Source organism: Pseudomonas sp. H1_F01, from assembly GCF_054681425.1.
The window spans coordinates 5,787,211-5,806,270 of sequence record NZ_CP162823.1 but is presented as its reverse complement, the minus strand read 5'-3'; the positions used below and the strand labels follow the sequence as shown (position 1 = coordinate 5,806,270).

The 19,060-nt window shown below is 59.8% G+C and carries 14 protein-coding genes; 6 read left to right on the top strand and 8 right to left on the bottom strand.

The annotated features are described in order from the left end of the window. Position 1: 1 nt before the first annotated feature. The 7 genes from AB4O09_RS26350 to AB4O09_RS26320 all read right to left on the bottom strand — a co-directional run bounded on the left by AB4O09_RS26350 (position 2) and on the right by AB4O09_RS26320 (position 10,657). Positions 2 to 913 (bottom strand): ABC transporter permease subunit, encoded by a 912-nt coding sequence (locus AB4O09_RS26350; protein WP_003197772.1) that lies wholly within the window; start codon positions 911 to 913, stop codon positions 2 to 4. A gap of 10 nt (positions 914 to 923) precedes the next feature. Further along, a complete protein-coding gene (locus tag AB4O09_RS26345; RefSeq protein ID WP_003197774.1) occupies positions 924 to 1,934 on the bottom strand; it encodes an ABC transporter permease subunit in 1,011 nt (336 codons plus the stop codon). Between the two features lie 74 nt (positions 1,935 to 2,008). Continuing rightward, positions 2,009 to 3,604 carry an ABC transporter substrate-binding protein gene (locus tag AB4O09_RS26340; protein ID WP_053161880.1) on the bottom strand — a complete coding sequence of 532 codons (1,596 nt, stop codon included), beginning with the start codon at positions 3,602 to 3,604 and terminating at the stop codon, positions 2,009 to 2,011. A 75-nt stretch (positions 3,605 to 3,679) separates the two neighbouring features. Continuing rightward, the gene (locus AB4O09_RS26335) at positions 3,680 to 5,098 is read right to left on the bottom strand and encodes an OprD family porin (RefSeq protein WP_038856860.1); all 1,419 of its coding nucleotides are present in this window, start codon (positions 5,096 to 5,098) and stop codon (positions 3,680 to 3,682) included. 168 nt (positions 5,099 to 5,266) lie between these two features. Next, entirely contained in the window at positions 5,267 to 6,868 is a 1,602-nt protein-coding gene (locus AB4O09_RS26330; protein WP_123423128.1) for an ABC transporter substrate-binding protein, read from the bottom strand. A gap of 306 nt (positions 6,869 to 7,174) precedes the next feature. Continuing rightward, on the bottom strand, positions 7,175 to 8,800 hold the full coding sequence (locus AB4O09_RS26325; protein ID WP_123423127.1) for an ABC transporter substrate-binding protein: 1,626 nt from the start codon (positions 8,798 to 8,800) through the stop codon (positions 7,175 to 7,177). Between the two features lie 255 nt (positions 8,801 to 9,055). After that, a complete protein-coding gene (locus AB4O09_RS26320; protein WP_460107676.1) occupies positions 9,056 to 10,657 on the bottom strand; it encodes an ABC transporter substrate-binding protein in 1,602 nt (533 codons plus the stop codon). Positions 10,658 to 11,156: 499 nt separating this feature from the next. Here AB4O09_RS26320 and AB4O09_RS26315 point away from each other — a divergent pair, with 499 nt between their 5' ends. From AB4O09_RS26315 to AB4O09_RS26305, 3 genes are all read left to right on the top strand, one after another. Next, positions 11,157 to 12,587 carry an IS1182 family transposase gene (locus AB4O09_RS26315; RefSeq protein WP_212795278.1) on the top strand — a complete coding sequence of 477 codons (1,431 nt, stop codon included), beginning with the start codon at positions 11,157 to 11,159 and terminating at the stop codon, positions 12,585 to 12,587. Between the two features lie 647 nt (positions 12,588 to 13,234). After that, positions 13,235 to 13,621 carry a DUF6124 family protein gene (locus AB4O09_RS26310; RefSeq protein WP_123350764.1) on the top strand — a complete coding sequence of 129 codons (387 nt, stop codon included), beginning with the start codon at positions 13,235 to 13,237 and terminating at the stop codon, positions 13,619 to 13,621. 226 nt (positions 13,622 to 13,847) lie between these two features. After that, on the top strand, positions 13,848 to 14,093 hold the full coding sequence (locus AB4O09_RS26305; protein ID WP_148053509.1) for a hypothetical protein: 246 nt from the start codon (positions 13,848 to 13,850) through the stop codon (positions 14,091 to 14,093). 141 nt (positions 14,094 to 14,234) lie between these two features. Here AB4O09_RS26305 and AB4O09_RS26300 read toward each other — a convergent pair whose 3' ends face one another. Continuing rightward, entirely contained in the window at positions 14,235 to 14,951 is a 717-nt protein-coding gene (locus tag AB4O09_RS26300; RefSeq protein WP_003197790.1) for an SIMPL domain-containing protein, read from the bottom strand. Between the two features lie 234 nt (positions 14,952 to 15,185). Here AB4O09_RS26300 and AB4O09_RS26295 point away from each other — a divergent pair, with 234 nt between their 5' ends. From AB4O09_RS26295 to AB4O09_RS26285, 3 genes are all read left to right on the top strand, one after another. After that, complete coding sequence (locus tag AB4O09_RS26295; protein WP_003197792.1) at positions 15,186 to 16,445, top strand: ATP-binding protein; 1,260 nt, start codon at positions 15,186 to 15,188, stop codon at positions 16,443 to 16,445. Next, positions 16,442 to 17,002, top strand: coding sequence for a response regulator transcription factor (locus AB4O09_RS26290; RefSeq protein WP_003177957.1), 561 nt, complete (start codon positions 16,442 to 16,444; stop codon positions 17,000 to 17,002). The genes AB4O09_RS26295 and AB4O09_RS26290 overlap by 4 nt, the downstream gene beginning before the upstream one ends. A gap of 98 nt (positions 17,003 to 17,100) precedes the next feature. Then, the gene (locus AB4O09_RS26285; protein WP_003197795.1) at positions 17,101 to 18,828 is read left to right on the top strand and encodes an ABC transporter ATP-binding protein/permease; all 1,728 of its coding nucleotides are present in this window, start codon (positions 17,101 to 17,103) and stop codon (positions 18,826 to 18,828) included. The last annotated feature ends 232 nt before the right edge of the window (positions 18,829 to 19,060 follow it).

Sequence of the window (19,060 nt, the reverse complement as noted above, 5' to 3'; positions counted from 1 at the left end):
CTCAGGCGGCATTCTTGAGTTTCGGGTCCAGCGCATCGCGCAGCCCGTCGCCCATCAGGTTGATTGCCAGCACGCTGAGCAAAATGGTCAAGCCAGGCAGGCTCACGACCCACCAGGCGCGTTCGATGTAGTCGCGGGCCGAGGCCAGCATGGTGCCCCACTCCGGGGTGGGCGGCTGCACGCCGAGGCCGAGGAAGCCCAGGGCGGCGGCGTCGAGGATCGCCGAGGAAAAGCTCAGCGTCGCCTGGACGATCAGCGGTGCCATGCAGTTGGGCAGCACAGTGATGAACATCAGGCGTGGCAGGCCGGCACCGGCCAGGCGGGCGGCGGTCACGTAGTCGCGGTTCAGTTCGCCCATCACGGCGGCACGGGTCAGGCGCACGTAGGACGGCAGCGAGACGATGGCGATGGCGATCACGGTGTTGATCAGGCCTGGGCCGAGGATGGCGACGATCGCCACGGCCAGCAGCAGCGAAGGCAGGGCCAGCATGATGTCCATCAAACGCATGATGGTCGGGCCGAGCAGGCGCGGGAAGAACCCGGCGAACAGCCCCAGCAGGATGCCCGGGATCAGCGACATCACCACCGACGACAAGCCGATCAGCAGCGACAGGCGCGAACCCTGGATCAGGCGCGAGAGCAAGTCGCGGCCCAGTTCGTCGGTGCCTAACAGGAACTGGATCTGCCCGCCTTCAAGCCAGGCCGGCGGCGTCAGCAGGAAGTCGCGGTACTGCTCGCTCGGGTCGTGAGGTGCGACCCAGGGGGCGAAGATCGCGCAGAACACCACCAGGATCATGAACAGCAGCCCGGCCACGGCGCCCTTGTTGCGGGAAAACGCGTGCCAGAATTCTTTGTACGGGGACGGATACAGCAGGCTTTGATCGACTGCTACCGCGGTAGTTGGAGTACTCATGGTTTTGATCTCAGCGCTGGTGACGGATGCGTGGGTTGGCAAAGCCGTAGAGGATGTCCACGACGAAGTTGACCAGAATCACCAGGCAGGCGATTAACAGGATGCCGTTCTGCACCACGGGATAGTCCCGGGCGCCGATGGCTTCGATCAGCCACTTGCCGATGCCCGGCCAGGAGAAGATCGTTTCGGTCAGGACCGCACCGGCCAGCAGTGTGCCGACTTGCAGGCCGACCACGGTCAGTACCGGGATCAGCGCGTTGCGCAGGCCATGCACGAACACCACGCGCGAAGGCGACAGGCCTTTGGCGCGGGCGGTGCGGATGTAGTCCTCGCGCAGCACTTCGAGCATCGAAGAGCGGGTCATGCGGGCGATCACCGCCAGTGGAATGGTGCCCAGCACGATGGCCGGCAGGATCAGGTGGTGCAGCGCATCGAGAAACGCGCCGGGCTCATCGGCCAGCAGCGTGTCGATCAGCATGAAGCCGGTTCTCGGCTCGATGTCGTAGAGCAGGTCGATCCGCCCCGACACCGGCGTCCAGCCCAAGGATACCGAGAAGAACATGATCAGGATCAGGCCCCACCAGAAGATTGGCATCGAATACCCCGCCAGGGAGATGCCCATCACCCCATGGTCGAACAGGGATCCTCGCTTGAGTGCCGCGATCACCCCGGCCAGCAGGCCCAGGATACCGGCGAACAACAGCGCGGCCATGGACAATTCCAGGGTCGCGGGAAACAGGGAGCTGAACTCGGTCCATACGCTTTCACGGGTACGCAGCGATTCGCCGAGGTCGCCGTGGGCCAGTTTGCCGATGTAGTCCAGGTACTGGGCATACAGCGGTTTGTTGAGGCCAAGGCGTTCCATTGCCTGTGCATGCATTTCGGGATCGACCCGACGTTCGCCCATCATCACTTCCACGGGGTCGCCGGGGATCATGCGAATCAACGCGAAGGTCAGCAAGGTGATGCCGAAGAACGTGGGGATCAATAATCCCAGTCGGCGGGCAATAAAACTAAACATCTTCAGGTGTACCTCATCAGCCGGTTAGGCGTGCCCGGTAGCCCTCGGATAAGGGGTACCGGGCGTTTTCTTATCTACTTCACCTGGGTGGTGGCGAAGTTGTTGGTGGTGAGCGGGCTAATCACGTAGCCCTCTACGTTGTTGCGCATTGCGGTGAACATGCGGGTGTGGGCCATGCTGATCCACGGTTGGTCCTGGTTGAAAATCACCTGGGCCTGTTCATAGAGCTTGGCGCGTTCCTCGGGGTTCACTGTGGCGCGAGCCTGGTCGATCAGCGCCTGGAATTTCTCGCTGCACCAGCGCGCGTAGTTTTCGCCGTTCTTGGCCGCCTCGCAACTGAGCATAGGCGTCAGGAAGTTATCCGGGTCGCCGTTGTCGCCCGCCCATCCGGCAGAGACCATGTCGTGCTCGCCGTTTTTCGCGCGCTTGAGCATTTCGCCCCATTCCATCACGCGGATGTCGACCTTGATCCCGACCTTCGCCAGGTCCGCCTGCATCATCTGCGCGCCGAGCATCGGGTTGGGGTTGGTCGGGCCGCCGCCGTTGCGGGTGAACAGGGTGAACACGGTTCCTTCCGGCACGCCGGCTTCCTTGAGCAACTGGCGGGCCTTGTCCAGGTCGCGGGTCGGGTTCTTCAGGTCGTGGTTGAAACCCAGCAGTGTCGGTGGGTACGGGTTGACCGCCACGGTGGCGTTGCCCTTGCCGAACAGCGCGTTGACGTAGGCTTCCTTGTCGAAGGCCAGGTCGATGGCTTTGCGCACCCGCACGTCGCTCATGTATTTGTGGCTGGTGTTCAGGGCGGTGTAGGAGACGGTCATCGCGTCCAGCTCGGTGACCTTCAGGTTCGGGTCTTTCTTGATGCTGGGGATGTCATCGGGTTTGGGGTACAGCGCGATCTGGCACTCGTTGGTCTTGAGCTTCTGCATGCGCACGTTGTTGTCGGTGGCGATGGCCAGTACCAGGGCATCGGCCGGTGGCTTGCCACGGAAGTAGTCCGGGTTGGCCTTGAAGCGAACCTGGGCGTCCTTGTTGTAGCGCTGGAAGACGAACGGCCCGGTGCCGACTGGCTTGCTGTTGAGGTCACCAGCCTTGCCTGCCTTGAGCAACTGGTCGGCGTATTCGGCCGGGTAGATCGAGGAGAAGGCCATGGCGATGTCGGCCAAAAATGGCGCTTCGCGGCGGGTCAGGCTGAACTTGACTGTGTGCTCGTCGACTTTCTCGACGCTCTTGAGCAGTTCCTTGAAACCCATGCTTTCAAAGTACGGGAAGCCCACGCTCGACAGTTTGTGCCACGGGTGATTCGGGTCCAGCTGGCGCTGGAAACTCCAGACCACGTCGTCGGCGTTCATGTCGCGGGTCGGCTTGAAGTATTCGGTGGTGTGGAACTTGACGCCCTTGCGCAGGTGGAAGGTGTACGTCAGGCCATCGTCACTGATGTCCCAGGATTCGGCCAGGGCCGGAATCACCTCGGTGGTGCCGGGCTTGAAGTCGGCCAGGCGATTGAAAATGGTTTCCGCCACGGCATCGGCGGTGACTGCAGTCGTGTACTGGACCATGTCGAAGCCTTCCGGACTGGCTTCTGTGCAAACCACCAAGGGTTTGGCCGTGGCGCCAACGGCGACGCTCAGCAATGCGGCGGCGATGGCGGCGCGTAGGGGAATCATGTTCATCGTCAATCCTCTGCAATCGGGTCAATGGCAAAAGACCGGGCGGGCGACCTTGTGAGTCGACCGCCCGGTGGCAGTTTAGAGAATGTTGAACGGGATGGTGGTGACCAGGCGGAACTCGTTGAGGCTGCCGTCGGCCTGGTTTTCGCTGGCGCGGTGTGCGGTGTAGGTCGCACGGATCGCGGTGGCTTTCAGTGGGCCGCTCTGTACGGCATAGGATGCGCCGATGCCGTATTCGTAATGGTGTTCACCGTCCATCGACTGCACGCTGGCATATTCGCCACCTTTGTAATGAGTACCGTCGATGCCCCAGCCGCGCGCCTGGTAGATGTTGAACTTCAGCCCCGGCACACCATATTCGGCCATGTTCAGGCCGTAGGCGATCTGGAAGGATTTTTCGTTCGGGCCGTTGAAGTCCGACAGCAGGGAGTTGGCCAGGTAGATGCCGTTGGTTTCGTGCAGGTAGTCGAAGTACTCGTTACCGTTCACTTCCTGGTACGAGAAGGTCAGGCTGTGAGCTTGGTGCGTCAGGCCAAACGATAGGGAGTAGGTGTCGTTGTCAATGTCACCCAGGACGGCTTTGCCTTCGTCCACGGTTTTGTAGTAGTTCAGACCCGTGGTCAGGCTTAGCACGGAGCTGTCACCCAAAACATGGCTAGCGCCGAAGTAGTATTGGTTCCACATGTCCTCGGCCTGAGTTGCCCACAGACTGGTGGTCAGGCTGGCGAGAGGTTGGTAACTGATGCCGGCGGTGTATACGTGATCGATTTCAACAAGGTGATCAGCATATTCTGCACGGAACTTACGCTGGCTTTCCTCTGTACGTGGGGAGTTTCTATCGAACGTGGCCAGGTCGAATGACAGATTTTCCAGCTCTTCGCTATGCAGGCTCACACCTTGGAAGCTGGAGGGCAGAGCACGGTTGCCGATCACATCGACCATTGGGCTGCTGAAATTCTGCCGTCCCGCGGTGAGGGTGGTGTTAGAAATACGGGCCTTAACGTTTGCCAGACCCAATTTGCTCCATTGGTCCTGAGCGTCGCCGCCATTCTCAGTCAGGGTGCGGTTGTTGCCTCGGCCGCCAACACCTGGAATTGGAGCTCCGCCATTCCCGGATGCGAGGTTCTTTCGGTCTCGCTCCAGGGCGATGGCATTGTAGGCGGCTACCTCGGTGCTGAAGCCTACCGTGCCCTCAGTGAAACCCGAGTTGTACTTGATGATAGTGCCCTGCAGCCAGTTGATACGGCGGTCGGTTTGACGCGTTTCACCGTTTTGACGGTAGGACAGTTTGGCACCACGCTTGAATTGCTCATTGGCGTACCAGTTACGGGTGGACCCCGTCACCGATTGGCCTTCGATGAAACCTTTGGCTTCGCTTTGCTCGCTAGTGGTCTTGAGGGTCACCGGGGTGACCGCCTGGCTTTGGGATTCTGCAAACGCCGTTGCGCTAATGCTGCTGATGGCCAAGGCCAGTATCGCGGTGCTGCTCAGTTTCATCGGTAACGCTCCTTTCTTTCTTTTTTATGCCGATCTTTTTGGGTGATTCGGCTATCGGTTTACAACTCATTCACAGCTGGCAAACGTTTGCTGGGTGCCTGATTGGCGAATTACGGCAAGACGTCGGCGTGGGGCTTCCAAAGGAAGCCCGCGCTGTGTGGCTAACGGTTATGGGTTCAGGCTGACGCCCGAAAAGACATTGCGACCGAAGGGGCTGACTTTGAACCCTTCGACTTTGGCACTCAGCGGCTGGTTGACCGTCGAGTGGGCAACAGGGGTGATCGGCACTTGCTGTTTGAGCAACTGCTGGGCCTGTTTGTAGAGCACGGTGCGCTGGTCGCGGTCGGTGACGACCTTGGCCTGCTTGATCAGCTTGTCGTAGTCCTGGTCACACCACATGGAGTAGTTGTTGCCACCAATGGCATCGCAGCTGTACAGCGTGCCCAGCCAGTTGTCCGGATCCCCGTTGTCACCGGTCCAACCGATCAGGCTGATGTCGTGCTCGCCGTTCTTGGTGCGCTTGATGTACTCGCCCCATTCGTAGCTGACGATCTTCACCTTCAGGCCGATCTTCGCCCAGTCGGCCTGGAGCATCTCGGCCATCAGCTTGGCGTTGGGGTTGTACGGGCGTTGCACGGGCATGGCCCAGAGGGTGATTTCGGTGCCTTCCTTGACGCCGGCGGCCTTGAGCAATTCCTTGGCTTTTTCCGGGTTGTAGGGAGCGTCCTTGATGGTGTCGTCGTAGGACCACTGCGTTGGCGGCATGGCGTTCTGCGCCAGTTGCCCCGCGCCCTGGTACACGGCATTGAGAATGCCTTGCTTGTTCACCGCCATGTCCAGCGCCTGGCGCACTTCGACCTGGTCGAACGGCTTGTGGCGGGTGTTATAGGCGATGTAGCCCAGGTTGAAGCCCGGTTTTTCGATCAGTTGCAGCTTGGGGTCGTTCTTCAAGGCCGGCACGTCGGCGGGACGTGGATGCAGGGTGATCTGGCATTCGTTGGCCTTGAGCTTCTGCACCCGCACCGAGGCGTCGGTGTTGATGGAGAAGATCAGGTTGTTCAGTTTCACCCGTTCCGGCGCCCAGTACTGCTTGTTGGCGACGTAGCGGATGTTGGAGTCTTTCTGGTAGCTCTTGAACTCGAACGGCCCGGTGCCGATCGGCTTCTGGTTGATGTCGCTCGGTTTGCCGCTCTTGAGCAACTGGTCGGCGTATTCGGCCGACAGGATCGCGGCGAAGCTCATGGCGATGTTCTGGATGAACGCGGCGTCCACGCTGTTGAGGGTCATGACCACGGTCAGTGGCCCGGTCGCTTCTACCTTGGCGATGTTCTTGTTCAGGCTCATGCCGTTGAAGTAGGGGAACTCGGTGGGGTAGGCCTTGCGGAACGGATGCTGCGGGTCGAGCATGCGGTTGAAGGTGAACAACACGTCGTCGGCGTTGAAATCTCGGGTTGGCGTGAAGTAGTCGGTGGTGTGAAATTTCACGCCTTCGCGCAGGTGGAAGGTGTACTTCAAGCCGTCTTCGGAAATATCCCAGCTGGTCGCCAGGCCCGGGACGACGTTGGTCGCGCCTTTTTCGAACTCGGCCAGGCGGTTGTACAGCGGCTCGGCGGCATCGTTGTCGGTGGCCGTGGTGTATTGCGCGGTGTCGAAACCGGCGGGGCTGCCTTCGGAACAGAACACCAGGCTGCCGGCGGCGGCCTGGGCTGCGGATGTCGCGGCCAACAGGCCGGTGCCCAGCAATGCGGATAAAACCAAGGTATGGCGCATGACGCTCCCTCTCTCGTTCGGGGTGTTTTAACAGTGAACCGGTGTCCTTCCGGGGACAGGTCCGGGGCACTGAGCTCATTCCAATGCGTAGCGATGCCGCAGGGCTGGCAAATCGTCCAAGTGCCGACGGTATGAGCCGTAGGCCGGGCGGTAAATGCGTAATACCTGAAAGACTTGTGGGAAAAGGCGATACGTCCTAAACCAACTGCTGTGGTACGCAGTGCTTTTGGATGTAGGCGTTTTCCTGGGTCTTAGTCTCGGCAGATAAAGCAACGGCGACGTTGAGAACGCCGCCGTTGCCTGTCTTTATTTGCTGACGCTGACGCCGTAGAAGGAGTTCAAGCCAAAGGGGCTGATCTTGAAGTCCTGCACGTTGGCGCGCATGGGTTGATACACCGTCGAGTGAGCGATGGGTGTCATTGGCACAGCATCCTTGAGGACGTGTTGTGCCTGTTTGTACAGTTCGGTGCGTTTGGACTGGTCGGTGGTGCGCTTGGCTTCCTTGACCAGGCCGTCGAATTTCTTGTCGCACCATTTGGAGAAGTTGTTGCCGGCCAGCGAGTCGCAGCCGAACAGCACGTTGAGCCAGTTGTCCGGGTCACCGTTGTCACCGCTCCAGCCGATGATCATCGCCTGGTTCTCGCCGCCTTTGGAACGCTTGATGTACTCGCCCCATTCGTAGCTGACGATGTTGACGTTCAGGCCGATCTTCTTCCAGTCGGACTGCAGCATTTCAGCCATCAGCTTGGCGTTCGGGTTGTACGGACGCTGGACCGGCATCGCCCACAGGGTGATGTTGGTGCCTTCCTTGACGCCGGCTTCCTTGAGCAGCTCCTTGGCTTTCTCAGGGTCGTACTTGGCGTCCTTGATGGTGGTGTCGTAGGACCATTGGGTCGGTGGCATGGCGTTGACCGCCAGTTGGCCGGCGCCCTGGTAGACCGAGTCGATGATCTGCGGCTTGTTGACCGCCATGTCCAGCGCCTGGCGGACTTTCAGGTTGGCGAGCACGTTCGGCTCGTTGCTGCCCTTGATCTTGTCCATCACGTTATAGGCGATGTAGCCCAGGTTGAAACCCGCCTGGTCAGGCATCTTCAGTGTCTTGTCTTCCTTCAGGGCCTTGAGGTCGGCCGGGCGTGGGAAGAGGGTGATCTGGCATTCGTTTTTCTTGAGTTTCTGCATGCGCACCGACGGGTCGGTGGTGATGGCGAAGATCAGGTTGTCGATCTTCACGTCGTCAGGCTTCCAGTAGTCCTTGTTCCCGGTGTAGCGGATGTTGGAGTCTTTCTGGTAGCTCTTGAACACGAACGGGCCGGTGCCGACCGGCTTCTGGTTGATGTCGGGGGCCTTGCCTTCCTTGAGCAACTGGGCGGCGTATTCGGCGGACTGGATCGAGGCGAAGCTCATGGCCATGTTCTGGATGAACGCGGCGTCGACATCCTTGAGGGTGAACTTGACGGTGTGGTCGTCGACTTTATCGATCTTGGTGATGTTGGTGTCCATCCCCATGTCGGTGAAGTACGGGAATTCGGTCGGGTAGGCCTTACGGAACGGGTCGTCCTTGTTGATCATCCGATTGAAGGTGAACAGCACGTCGTCGGCGTTGAATTCACGGGTCGGCTTGAAGTACGGGGTGGTATGGAACTTGACGCCTTCACGCAGGTGGAAGGTGTAGGTCAGGCCGTCCTCGGAAATGTCCCACTTGGTCGCCAGGCCAGGAATCACAGCGGTGCCGCCGCGTTCGAACTGGGTCAGGCGGTTGAACATGGTCTCTGCAGAGGCGTCGAAGTCGGTTCCGGTGGTGTACTGACCCGGGTCAAAACCGGCCGGGCTCCCTTCGGAGCAGAACACCAGGTTAGTCGCGGCTTGGGCGAAAGGTGCGCTGGCTAATAAGCTTGCGCCGACTAAAAACGGAATGACCGCTTGTTTAAGCATGTTGGCCTCATGATTTGTTGTCATTTTTGGATTTGAGGGCGACCTCGTGAGTCGTCCTGCGGATACTTATGCAGGCCCCATACCCAATGCAAGATCCAGAGCGGTCACAAGTCCGAAACAGTGGCACGAACGTACCTTAATGTCGCATCTGTGTAACTTCCGGCGCATTTGATCGTTTGCGCGTGTTTTTTCGGGGCAAATCGCGCCCTTTCCCGGTGCGCCGCAGGGCTGTAGCGCACCGGAAATGGGCAGGTGTTACTTCTTCAAACCCACGCCGTAGAAGGGTGTGAGGCCGAATGGGCTGAGTTTGAAATCCACCACCTGCCTGTTTATCGGCTGAAATACCGTGGAGTTGGCGATCGGGGTGATCGGGACCTGTTGCTTGAGGATTTTCTGCGCTTGTTGATACAAATCGATCCGTTTCTGGCGGTCTGTCGAGACCTTGGCCTGCTGGATCAAGCGGTCATACGCCGGGTCGCACCACTTGGCGTAGTTGCTGCCCTTGACTGCCGCGCAGCTATACAGCACCCCCAGCCAGTTGTCGGGGTCGCCGTTGTCACCGGTCCAGCCGTAGATCATTGCATCATGTTCGCCATTTTTTGCACGCTTGATGTACTCGCCCCATTCATAGCTGACGATGTTGGCCTTGATGCCGATCTTGGCCCAATCCTGCTGGATCATCTGTGCAGACATTCGCGCATTGGGGTTGGACGCGCGCTGCACCGTCATCGCCCATAAATCGAGGGTGGTACCGGGCGCAACCCCGGCTTCCTTGAGTAGCGCCTTGGCCTTGGTCACGTCGTGGGGCGCGTCCTGGATGCTCGGGTCGAACGACCACTGGGCCGGTGGCAAGGCGTTCTGCGCCAGCTGCCCGGCGCTCTGGTACACGGCCTTGATAATCGCCGGCTTGTCGATGGCCATGTCCAGCGCCTGGCGGACCTTGAGCTGGTCCAGGGGCGGGTGCGTCACGTTGTAGGCCAGGAAACCCAGGTTGAAACCCGGCTGCTTGAGCACTTGCAGGTTCGGATCCTGTTCGATCACCTCGATGTCGGCCGGGCGTGGGTAGCCACTGACCTGGCATTCACCGCGCTTGAGTTTTTGCAGGCGCACGGCGGCGTCCGGGGTGATGGAGAAAATCAGGTTGTCGAGCTTCACGTCCTCGGGTTTCCAGTACGCGGTGTTGGCGGTGTAGCGGATCTGCGAGTCCTTCTGGTAGCGCTTGAACACGAACGGCCCGGTGCCGACGGGCTTCTGGTTGAGGTCGCCGGCCTTGCCTTGCTTCAACAACTGCGCCGCGTATTCGGCGGACTGCACGGAGGCAAAACTCATTGCCAGGTTTTGCACGAAGGCGGCATCGACGTTGTTCAGGTTGAAGCGCACGGTGTGTTCGTCGACTTTTTCAACGCTTTTGATCGTGGTGTTCAGGCCCATGTCGGTGAAGTACGGCGATTCGGTGGGGTAGGCCTGGCGAAATGGGTGTTGTGGGTCGAGCAGGCGTTGGAAGGTGAACAGCACGTCCTCGGCGTTGAACTCGCGGGTGGGGGTGAAATAGTCGGTGGTGTGGAATTTCACCCCGTCGCGCAGGTGGAAGGTGTAGGCCAGGCCATCGGGCGACACGTCCCAACTGGTGGCTAGTCCGGGTTCGACCTCGGTGCCGCCGCGCTTGAATTGGGTGAGGCGGTTGAACACGGTTTCGGCCGAGGCATCGAAGTCGGTGCCGCTGGTGTATTGGCTGGGGTCGAACCCGGCGGGGCTGGCTTCGGAGCAGTAGACCAGGGTGGTGGCGGCCTGGGCCATTGGGGCGCTGCTGATCAGGGCCAGGGTGAGCAGGAGGGGCTTGAAGGTGGTTCTGTCCATGAAATCCCTTGGGGGGTGGTGAGGTTTTCTGGAGAGTAGCGTTGCGGGTGGGGGTGTTGGAAATATCGAAAAGTGAGGGGGGCTGTTGGGTTTGGGTATAGCCTCTTGGACGAGGCGGCCTTGTAGCCGACCTGGCTCTCCCGGTCGTACACCCATCAGATCTGTTTGAGCAGGACCTGTGGGAGCAAAGCTTGCTCGCGAGGCGGCCTAATAGCCGACCTGGCTCTCCCGGTCGTACCCGATCCAAGTGTGGGAGCGAGCTTGCTCGCGATGAGGCCAGTAAGCTCAACATCCATGTGACTGAACCACCGCCATCGCGAGCAAGCTTTGCTCCCACAGGAGAAACGCGGTCTCACCAAGAGCCAGGTCGGCTATAAGGCCGCCTCGGGGCGGACGTTGATCTGGGGCGCCCCGTTAGCCGCGCTGGGCCCAGAGTGTGTAAAAACCCCGAAGCCAACCCTTGCTATGATTCCCCAGGACTTCATCGCAAGGGCTGCCCATGAAACGCTTCATCCAAGGTGAACACCGAGATCAAACTACCTTGCTCCCCGAGAGCTTGGACGACTACGTCAGCGACACCAATCCGGTGCGCGTTGTCGATGTCTTCGTGGATGAGCTCGACCTGATCAGCTTGGGTTTTGACAGCGCTGTCCCCGCTAAAACGGGCCGACCGGCTTACCACCCTGCAGTCATGCTGAAGATCTACATCTACGGCTATCTCAACCGTATCCATTCAAGCCGGCGCCTTGAGCGCGAGGCGCAGCGCAACGTCGAGCTGATGTGGCTGACCGGTCGCCTGATGCCGGATTTCAAGACCATCGCCAACTTCCGCAAAGACAACGGAAAGGCCATTCGAGGAGTCTGTCGGCAGTTCGTCGTGCTGTGTCAACAACTTGGGCTTTTCTCGGAGCATTTCGTTGCCATCGACGGCAGTAAATTCAAGGCGGTGAACAACCGCGACCGCAATTTTACCAGCGCCAAGCTGAAGCGCCGGATGGAAGACATCGAGTCAAGCATTGCCCGTTATCTGAAGGCGCTGGATGAGGCTGATCGGGAAGAGCCCAAGTCTTCAGGGCCCAAAGGCGGCCTGGAAGAGAAAATCGCCAAATTGAAGGAGCAGATGAAGGCACTCCAAGCGATTGAAATACAGCTTGAAGCATCGCCGGACAAACAGATCTCGCTAACCGACCCGGACGCGCGCTCGATGATGATGACGAGCGGTCATGGCATCGTGGGCTACAACGTGCAGACAGCAGTCGATACCAAACACCATTTGATCGTTGCGCACGAGGTGACCAATGTCGGTCACGACCGTGATCAGCTTAGCTCGATGGCCCAGCAGGCCCGTGAGGCGATGCAAATCGAATCGTTGTCGGTGGTGGCGGACCGAGGGTATTACAAAAGCGTAGAAATCCTGGCCTGTCACGAGGCAGGGATCACAGCTTATGTGCCGAAAACACTGAGCTCGCGGGCCAAATTTGATGGCCGTTTCGGCAATGACGAGTTTGTTTACGACGCAGACAAAGATGTCTACGTCTGCCCCGCCAAGCAAGTGCTGATCTGGCGCAACTCTTACGTCGACAAGGGCAAGAAGCTGGACGTTTACTGGCACTCCAACTGCCGAGCCTGTTCGATAAAGGCGCAATGCACACCGGCCAGAGAGCGAAAAATTCGGCGCTGGGAACATGAGGCGTTACTGGAGGAAATGCAGGCCCGGCTGAACAATGAGCCGCAGATGATGAACATCCGCAAGCGAACGGTCGAGCACCCCTTCGGGACGCTGAAGCAATGGATGGGAGCGACGCATTTTCTGACACGGCGGCTGGCTGGGGTCAGCACTGAAATGAGCTTGAATGTGCTCGCTTACAATTGGAAAAGAGTGATGAAAATCCTTGGTGCGCAGGGTCTGATGAAGGCGCTGGCGGCCTGAAAGCCTGCCGTTTTGCCCCGTTAATCAAGCTATGAAGCCTTGCTAGCGTTCGTAGGGGCCGCTTGGAGCTACAGGAACCCTTCAGGTTTTAATCAGTTGGCCAACACCTGTCGGCACTACGTGCCGACGATGTTTTTTCTGTTTTTACACACTCTGGGCCATGGATGGCCCTTCGCGGCGGCCCACGGAGCAATGCCGGAGTGAGGGCACACCGAGCCTAGGCGAGGTGCCGAGTGGTGGGGCAAAGCGTTTTGCTTACTTTTGACTGGGCCGGCTTCCGGGCTTCTCAAAAGTGAGCCGCCGTCAGGGCGGAACCCTAAGCCGCCGTCACCAAAAAAACGGATATACACACAACTCTGAAAAGGGCCGCTGCGCAGCCCAGCGGGCGCAAGCTCCCTCGTCACGGGGTTTGCAGCAAAAATCAGCGACCGGGTGTGGAAACCTGAACCTTTTAACAGTGCATGGCTGAACATCGTGTTGCCGACGTCTCGTTTCGTCTGCAAACTGCGTCTTGGCGGCTGTGCGTGGGCAGACTTCGGTCTGGCCGGGTCCTGTTAACCGGTATTTCCACCCCGCGTACCGCCGCCACCTATTGTCGCGTGGAAACGACACAGGGATGGCTCCAATTTTATACAGGAGTATTACATATGGATAAGTCAGTCCCCGATCCACCCTTCAACAAAACCAACCCCCTTTCCGGCTTTGATTCCATCGAAGACCTACTCAAAGACCGCGCCGCCGCCGAGCGCGCCCTCAATCATTACCTCAACCCAAAACCTCCAGAGCCAAACACCGACCCGCGCATCGACAGCCTGTTTTCCGTCACCGCCAAAGCTGACGCCGACACACTACTGACCAGCACCTCCGAAACCCTGGCTTCGATAAAAGCCATGGCCGAGGACCTGGCTTTCGAAGTGGAGGGCACGCGGCGCAGCGTGGCGTTGGGGATTCATCAGTTGGTGGAGTTGTGCCAGTTGCTGGTGGACAAGGCGCTGGATCAGCTTGAAGCGCCGGCCAGCCCAGCCGAAGTGTAGCCGGAGGGAAGATGCGTCCGATCCATCAACTCAAGTTGGACGCATCTGTGGCGAGGGGATAAATCTCCTCGCCACGGGTTTCCTTCTGGTTCGGCTTGTATGGGCATCCACCTGTCAGCTCTGACAGTAGACGGTCTCGGGGGCGTGGTTAGGATGCTGGATACGGGCGTGCTTTATTCAAAGCAGCAATGCCGTACCGATCTAACTTAACGGATGAGGTTCGATGATGGCCGCTAACGAAATCCGCATATCACTTAAAGATCTTGATCGTGATGATAATCCTGAGGTTCGGCTCAAGTTTTATCGGGGCGAACAGTGTTACCTCGATACGTTTGTCTCTTCCTCGCTGAAGGATGGGCGCTACGACAAGGTGGGTATAAAAACTGATCTGAACGAGGATGGCGCTCGCGATGGGCAAGATATTGAGTTGCTCACCCAACTCGCGCAGGCAGCTGTGCTTTTGCTGAAGTAAAAACGTGGCAGACAGTTTGATGATCGTTCCCACGCTCCAGCGTGGAAATGCAGCCCGGGACGCTCCGCGTCCCTTTCCAAGGCCGAACGCGGAGCGTCCGTGGCGGCATTCCCACTTGGAGCGTGGGAACGATCGGGCGGGTTACTGCATCAACACCTCAACCACCCCATCCGCCGTCATCGTCACCTGGCTGGTGCCCGCTTCAACTTCCGGCGTCACCGACTCAGCATCCATGGACGCGGCTTTCATCATCATCTGCGGGCGCATGTACGGTTGTGGATAACCGTTGGTATTGAAGTTCAGGTTGACGATTTTGTAACCCTTGCCGCCCAGGGCGTCGGTGGCCAGTTGGGCGCGGGCCTTGAAGGCGTTGACGGCGTCCTTGAGCAGGGCGTCTTCGCTGGTTTTGCGGGTGGCGGTGGCGATGGCGAAGTCCATGCCAGCCATTTTCATGTCACCCAGCAGTTCGCCGGTGAGTTTGGACAGGGCGGCGAAGTCGGCGCTTTCCAGGCGCAGTTCCGCGCGCTCACGCCAGCCGGTGATTTTCCCGCCTTTGTTGTCGTAGATCGGGTAGCTGTTGCGGCTGCCCTGGCGCAGATTGATGTCCTTGACCTCTTTGGCCTGGCCGATGGCTTTGTTCAGCGTGGTGCTGACGGCGGCGGCGAGTTTGGCCGGGTCGGTGTTCTGCTCCTCGGTGTAGAGGGTGACGATCATCAGGTCGCGGGCCACTTCCTGGCTGGCTTCGGCGCGCAGGGAAATCTGGTTGTAGTGCAGCTCATCGGCGGCCAGGGCCGGCAGGCTGGCGGCGGTGCCGAGGCTGAGGGCGAGCAGGGCGGCGGGGCGACGGAACGTGTGCATGAAAGCTCCTTGGGATGGTGCGCAGGGGTGAGGTCCGGGCCTGCGTGAACGTTAAGACTCTAGCTTTTATGGGTGGGTTCGCACAGTTACAACTTCTATACAGATGTGCATGAGTCCAATTGACAGGGGGTGTGTCATTTCGAGGCTGTGGCGCTTTGCCGCATATCTGCCGCTGCAAGCCGCGCCTTGGTTATACTCCGTGCGATTCGCCTGGAGCGCTCATCAGGAGAGCTCATGCTCGCCCCTTTGCAAATGACATCCGCCTCTCGCCAGAACCTCTGGCGCCTGACATTCATCCGCATCCTGGTCCTGGCGGCCCAGGCCGGCTCGGTGGGGCTCGCCTATTGGTTCAACCTGCTGCCGCTGCCCTGGCTGCAATTGGCGATCACCCTGGTCTGTTCCAGCGTGCTCTGCGCGCTGACGGCGATTCGCCTGCGCACCTCGTGGCCGGTAACTGAGCTGGAATACGCCGTACAGCTGGCCGGCGACCTGTTTATCCACAGCGCGCTGCTGTATTTCTCCGGCGGTTCCACCAACCCTTTCGTCTCTTATTACCTGGTGCCGCTGACCATCGCCGCGGTGACGTTGCCGTGGCGCTTTTCGTTGATCCTGTCTGGTATCGCCCTGGCGCTGTACACCTTGCTGCTGGCGCGGTTCTACCCGCTGGAAACCTTCCCCATCGCCCGGGAAAACCTGCAGATCTACGGCATGTGGCTGAGTTTCGCCCTGGCCGCGGCGGTCATCACGTTTTTTGCCGCGCGCATGGCCGAGGAGCTGCGTCGCCAGGAAGAATTGCGGGCCATCCGCCGTGAAGAGGGCCTGCGCGACGAGCAATTGCTGGCCGTGGCGACCCAGGCCGCTGGCGCCGCCCATGAGTTGGGCACGCCGCTGGCGACCATGAGTGTGCTGCTCAAGGAGATGCGCCAGGATCACCACGACCCGGCGTTGCAGGAGGACCTCAGCGTGCTGCAGGACCAGGTCAAGCTGTGCAAGGAGACCCTGCAGTACCTGGTGCGCGCCGCCGAGGCCAATCGTCGGCTGGCCATCGACATGCAAGATGTCACCGACTGGCTCGATGAGGCGTTGAACCGCTGGCACCTGATGCGCCCGGAAGCCAGTTATCGCTTCCAGCGCCTGGGCCAGGGCCCGGTGCCACGCATGGCACCGCCACCGGACCTGACCCAGGCGCTGCTGAACCTGCTGAACAACGCCGCCGACGCTTGCCCCGAAGGGCTGGAAGTGGCGTTGGACTGGAATGCCTATGAGCTGACCATCAGTATTCGCGACCACGGCGCCGGTGTGCCGCTGGCGATTGCCGAGCAGATCGGCAAGCCGTTCTATACCACCAAGGGCAAAGGTTTCGGCCTGGGCCTGTTTTTGAGCAAAGCCAGCGTGACACGCGCCGGCGGCTCGGTGAAACTCTACCCCCATGAGGAAGGCGGCACGCTCACCGAGCTGCGCCTGCCCCATGCCGACCGAGGAGACGAAACATGAGTGACGAGATCCAAGTCGACGGCGAAGAGCTGCCGCACCTGTTGCTGGTAGATGACGACGCCACGTTTACCCGCGTCATGGCCCGGGCGATGTCCCGTCGCGGTTTTCGCGTCAGCACCGCAGGTTCTGCCGAAGAAGGCCTGACCATCGCCCAGGCCGACCTGCCGGACTACGCCGCCCTGGACCTGAAAATGGACGGTGACTCGGGCCTGGTGCTGTTGCCCAAGCTGCTGGAGCTGGACCCGGAGATGCGCGTGGTGATCCTCACCGGTTATTCGAGCATCGCCACCGCAGTCGAGGCCATCAAGCGCGGTGCCTGCAATTACCTGTGCAAACCGGCGGACGCCGATGATGTACTGGCGGCGCTGTTGTCCGAGCACGCCGACCTCGACACCCTGGTGCCGGAAAACCCCATGTCGGTGGATCGCCTGCAATGGGAGCACATCCAGCGGGTGCTGACCGAGCACGAAGGCAATATCTCCGCCACGGCCCGCGCCTTGGGCATGCACCGGCGGACTTTGCAGCGCAAATTGCAAAAGCGTCCCGTGCGTCGCTGAACCTGCGCTGAACAGGTGTTGTCCACCCCCGCGACACATCGGGTCGTTGCTCTATATGATCGGCCCGAGTCTGTTCTTTTTTTTATAGAGCCTTAACCATGAATCAGAACGCTGAATATTCCGCGGTCAATGACGCGGTGCGCGGGCAGTTTTTCCGCCGTGTCTGGCAAATGACCACGCCGTACTGGCGCAGTGAGGAGAAGGGCAAGGCCTGGACGCTGTTGATCGCCGTCATCGCACTCTCGCTGTTCAGCGTGGCGATCTCGGTGTGGATCAACAGTTGGTACAAGGATTTCTACAACGCCCTGCAAGAGAAGGACAGCGCGGCGTTCTGGCAGTTGATCCTGTATTTCTGCGGCATCGCGGCGGTGGCGATCCTGGGCGCGGTATACCGCTTGTACCTCACGCAGATGCTCACCATCCGCTGGCGGGCCTGGCTCACCGAGCAGCATTTCGCCCGCTGGCTCGGTGACAAGAATTACTACCGGCTGGAGCAGGGCGGTTATACCGATAACCCGGACCAGCGGATTTCCGAAGACCTCAACAGTTTCACTACCAACACCCTGAGCCTGGGCTTGGGATTGCTGCGCACTGTGGTCAGCCTGGTGTCGTTCTCGATCATTTTGTGGGGCGTGTCAGGCAGCATCGAAGTGTTCGGCTACACCATCCCGGGCTACATGTTCTGGTGCGCGCTGGTGTATGCGGCGGTGGGCAGTTGGCTGACGCACTTGATCGGCCGACGCCTGATCGGTCTGAACAACAACCAGCAACGCTTCGAAGCCGACCTGCGTTTTTCCATGGTACGGGTGCGTGAAAACGCCGAGAGCATTGCGCTGTACAACGGTGAACCGAACGAGAACCGTCGCCTGAGCGGGCGTTTCGGCCTGGTCTGGCATAATTTCTGGGACATCATGCGAGTGTCCAAGCGCCTGACGTTCTTCACCTCCGGCTACGGCCAGATCGCGATCATCTTCCCGTTCATCGTCGCTGCACCGCGCTACTTCGCCGGCAAGATCCAGCTGGGCGAGCTCATGCAGATCAACTCGGCGTTCGGCAATGTGCAGGAGAATTTCAGCTGGTTCATCAGTGCTTATGCCGACCTCGCCGCGTGGCGCGCCACCTGCGATCGTCTGCTGAGTTTCCGCCAGGCCATGAGCGACAACGAAGACCGTGTGCCGGCCATCGATGTGCAAAACCAGGGCGATGGGTTGAAGGTTCATCACTTGGGGCTGGACCTGGCCGACGGTCGCCATCTGCTCGATAACGCCGACATGACCGTGGAGCCGGGCGAACGGGTGATGCTCAGTGGCCGTTCAGGCAGCGGCAAATCGACCCTGCTGCGGGCGATGGGGCATTTGTGGCCGGCAGGGCACGGGACGATCCGGCTTCCGGCCGCGCGTTACCTGTTCCTGCCGCAGAAGCCTTATCTACCGATTGGCAGCCTGCGTGAGGTATTGAGTTATCCACAGGCCGGCGATATCTATCCCAACGAACGTTATGCCCAGGTGCTGGAAACCTGCCGCCTGCCGCACCTGATCCCGCGGCTGGATGAAAGCAACCACTGGCAGCGCATGCTCTCGCCCGGCGAGCAACAACGCCTGGCCTTTGCCCGCGCATTGCTTTATGCACCGCAATGGTTGTACATGGACGAAGCCACGTCGGCGATGGATGAAGAAGACGAGGCGACGCTGTACCAGGCGCTGATCGACCAGTTACCGGGCCTGAGCATCGTCAGCGTCGGCCACCGAAGCAGTTTGAAACGTTTCCATCCGCGACATGTGCGTATCGAAAATGGCCAACTGGTGGAGCGCACCGTGACAGCATAAACACCCAAAACCTGTGGGAGCGAGCTTGCTCGCGATAGCGGTGTATCAGTTGATATTGATGTGGCTGACCCACCGCCATCGCGAGCAAGCTCGCTCCCACAGGGGTTTTGTGGTGAGCCGGATGCAAATGCACGCAACCGCTCTAGTGTGGGAGCGAGCCTGTTCGCGATGAAGGCGAATCGGTCTCAGCACCAGACTCGCCGCTGCACCCACGGTGATCGTACAACCACGT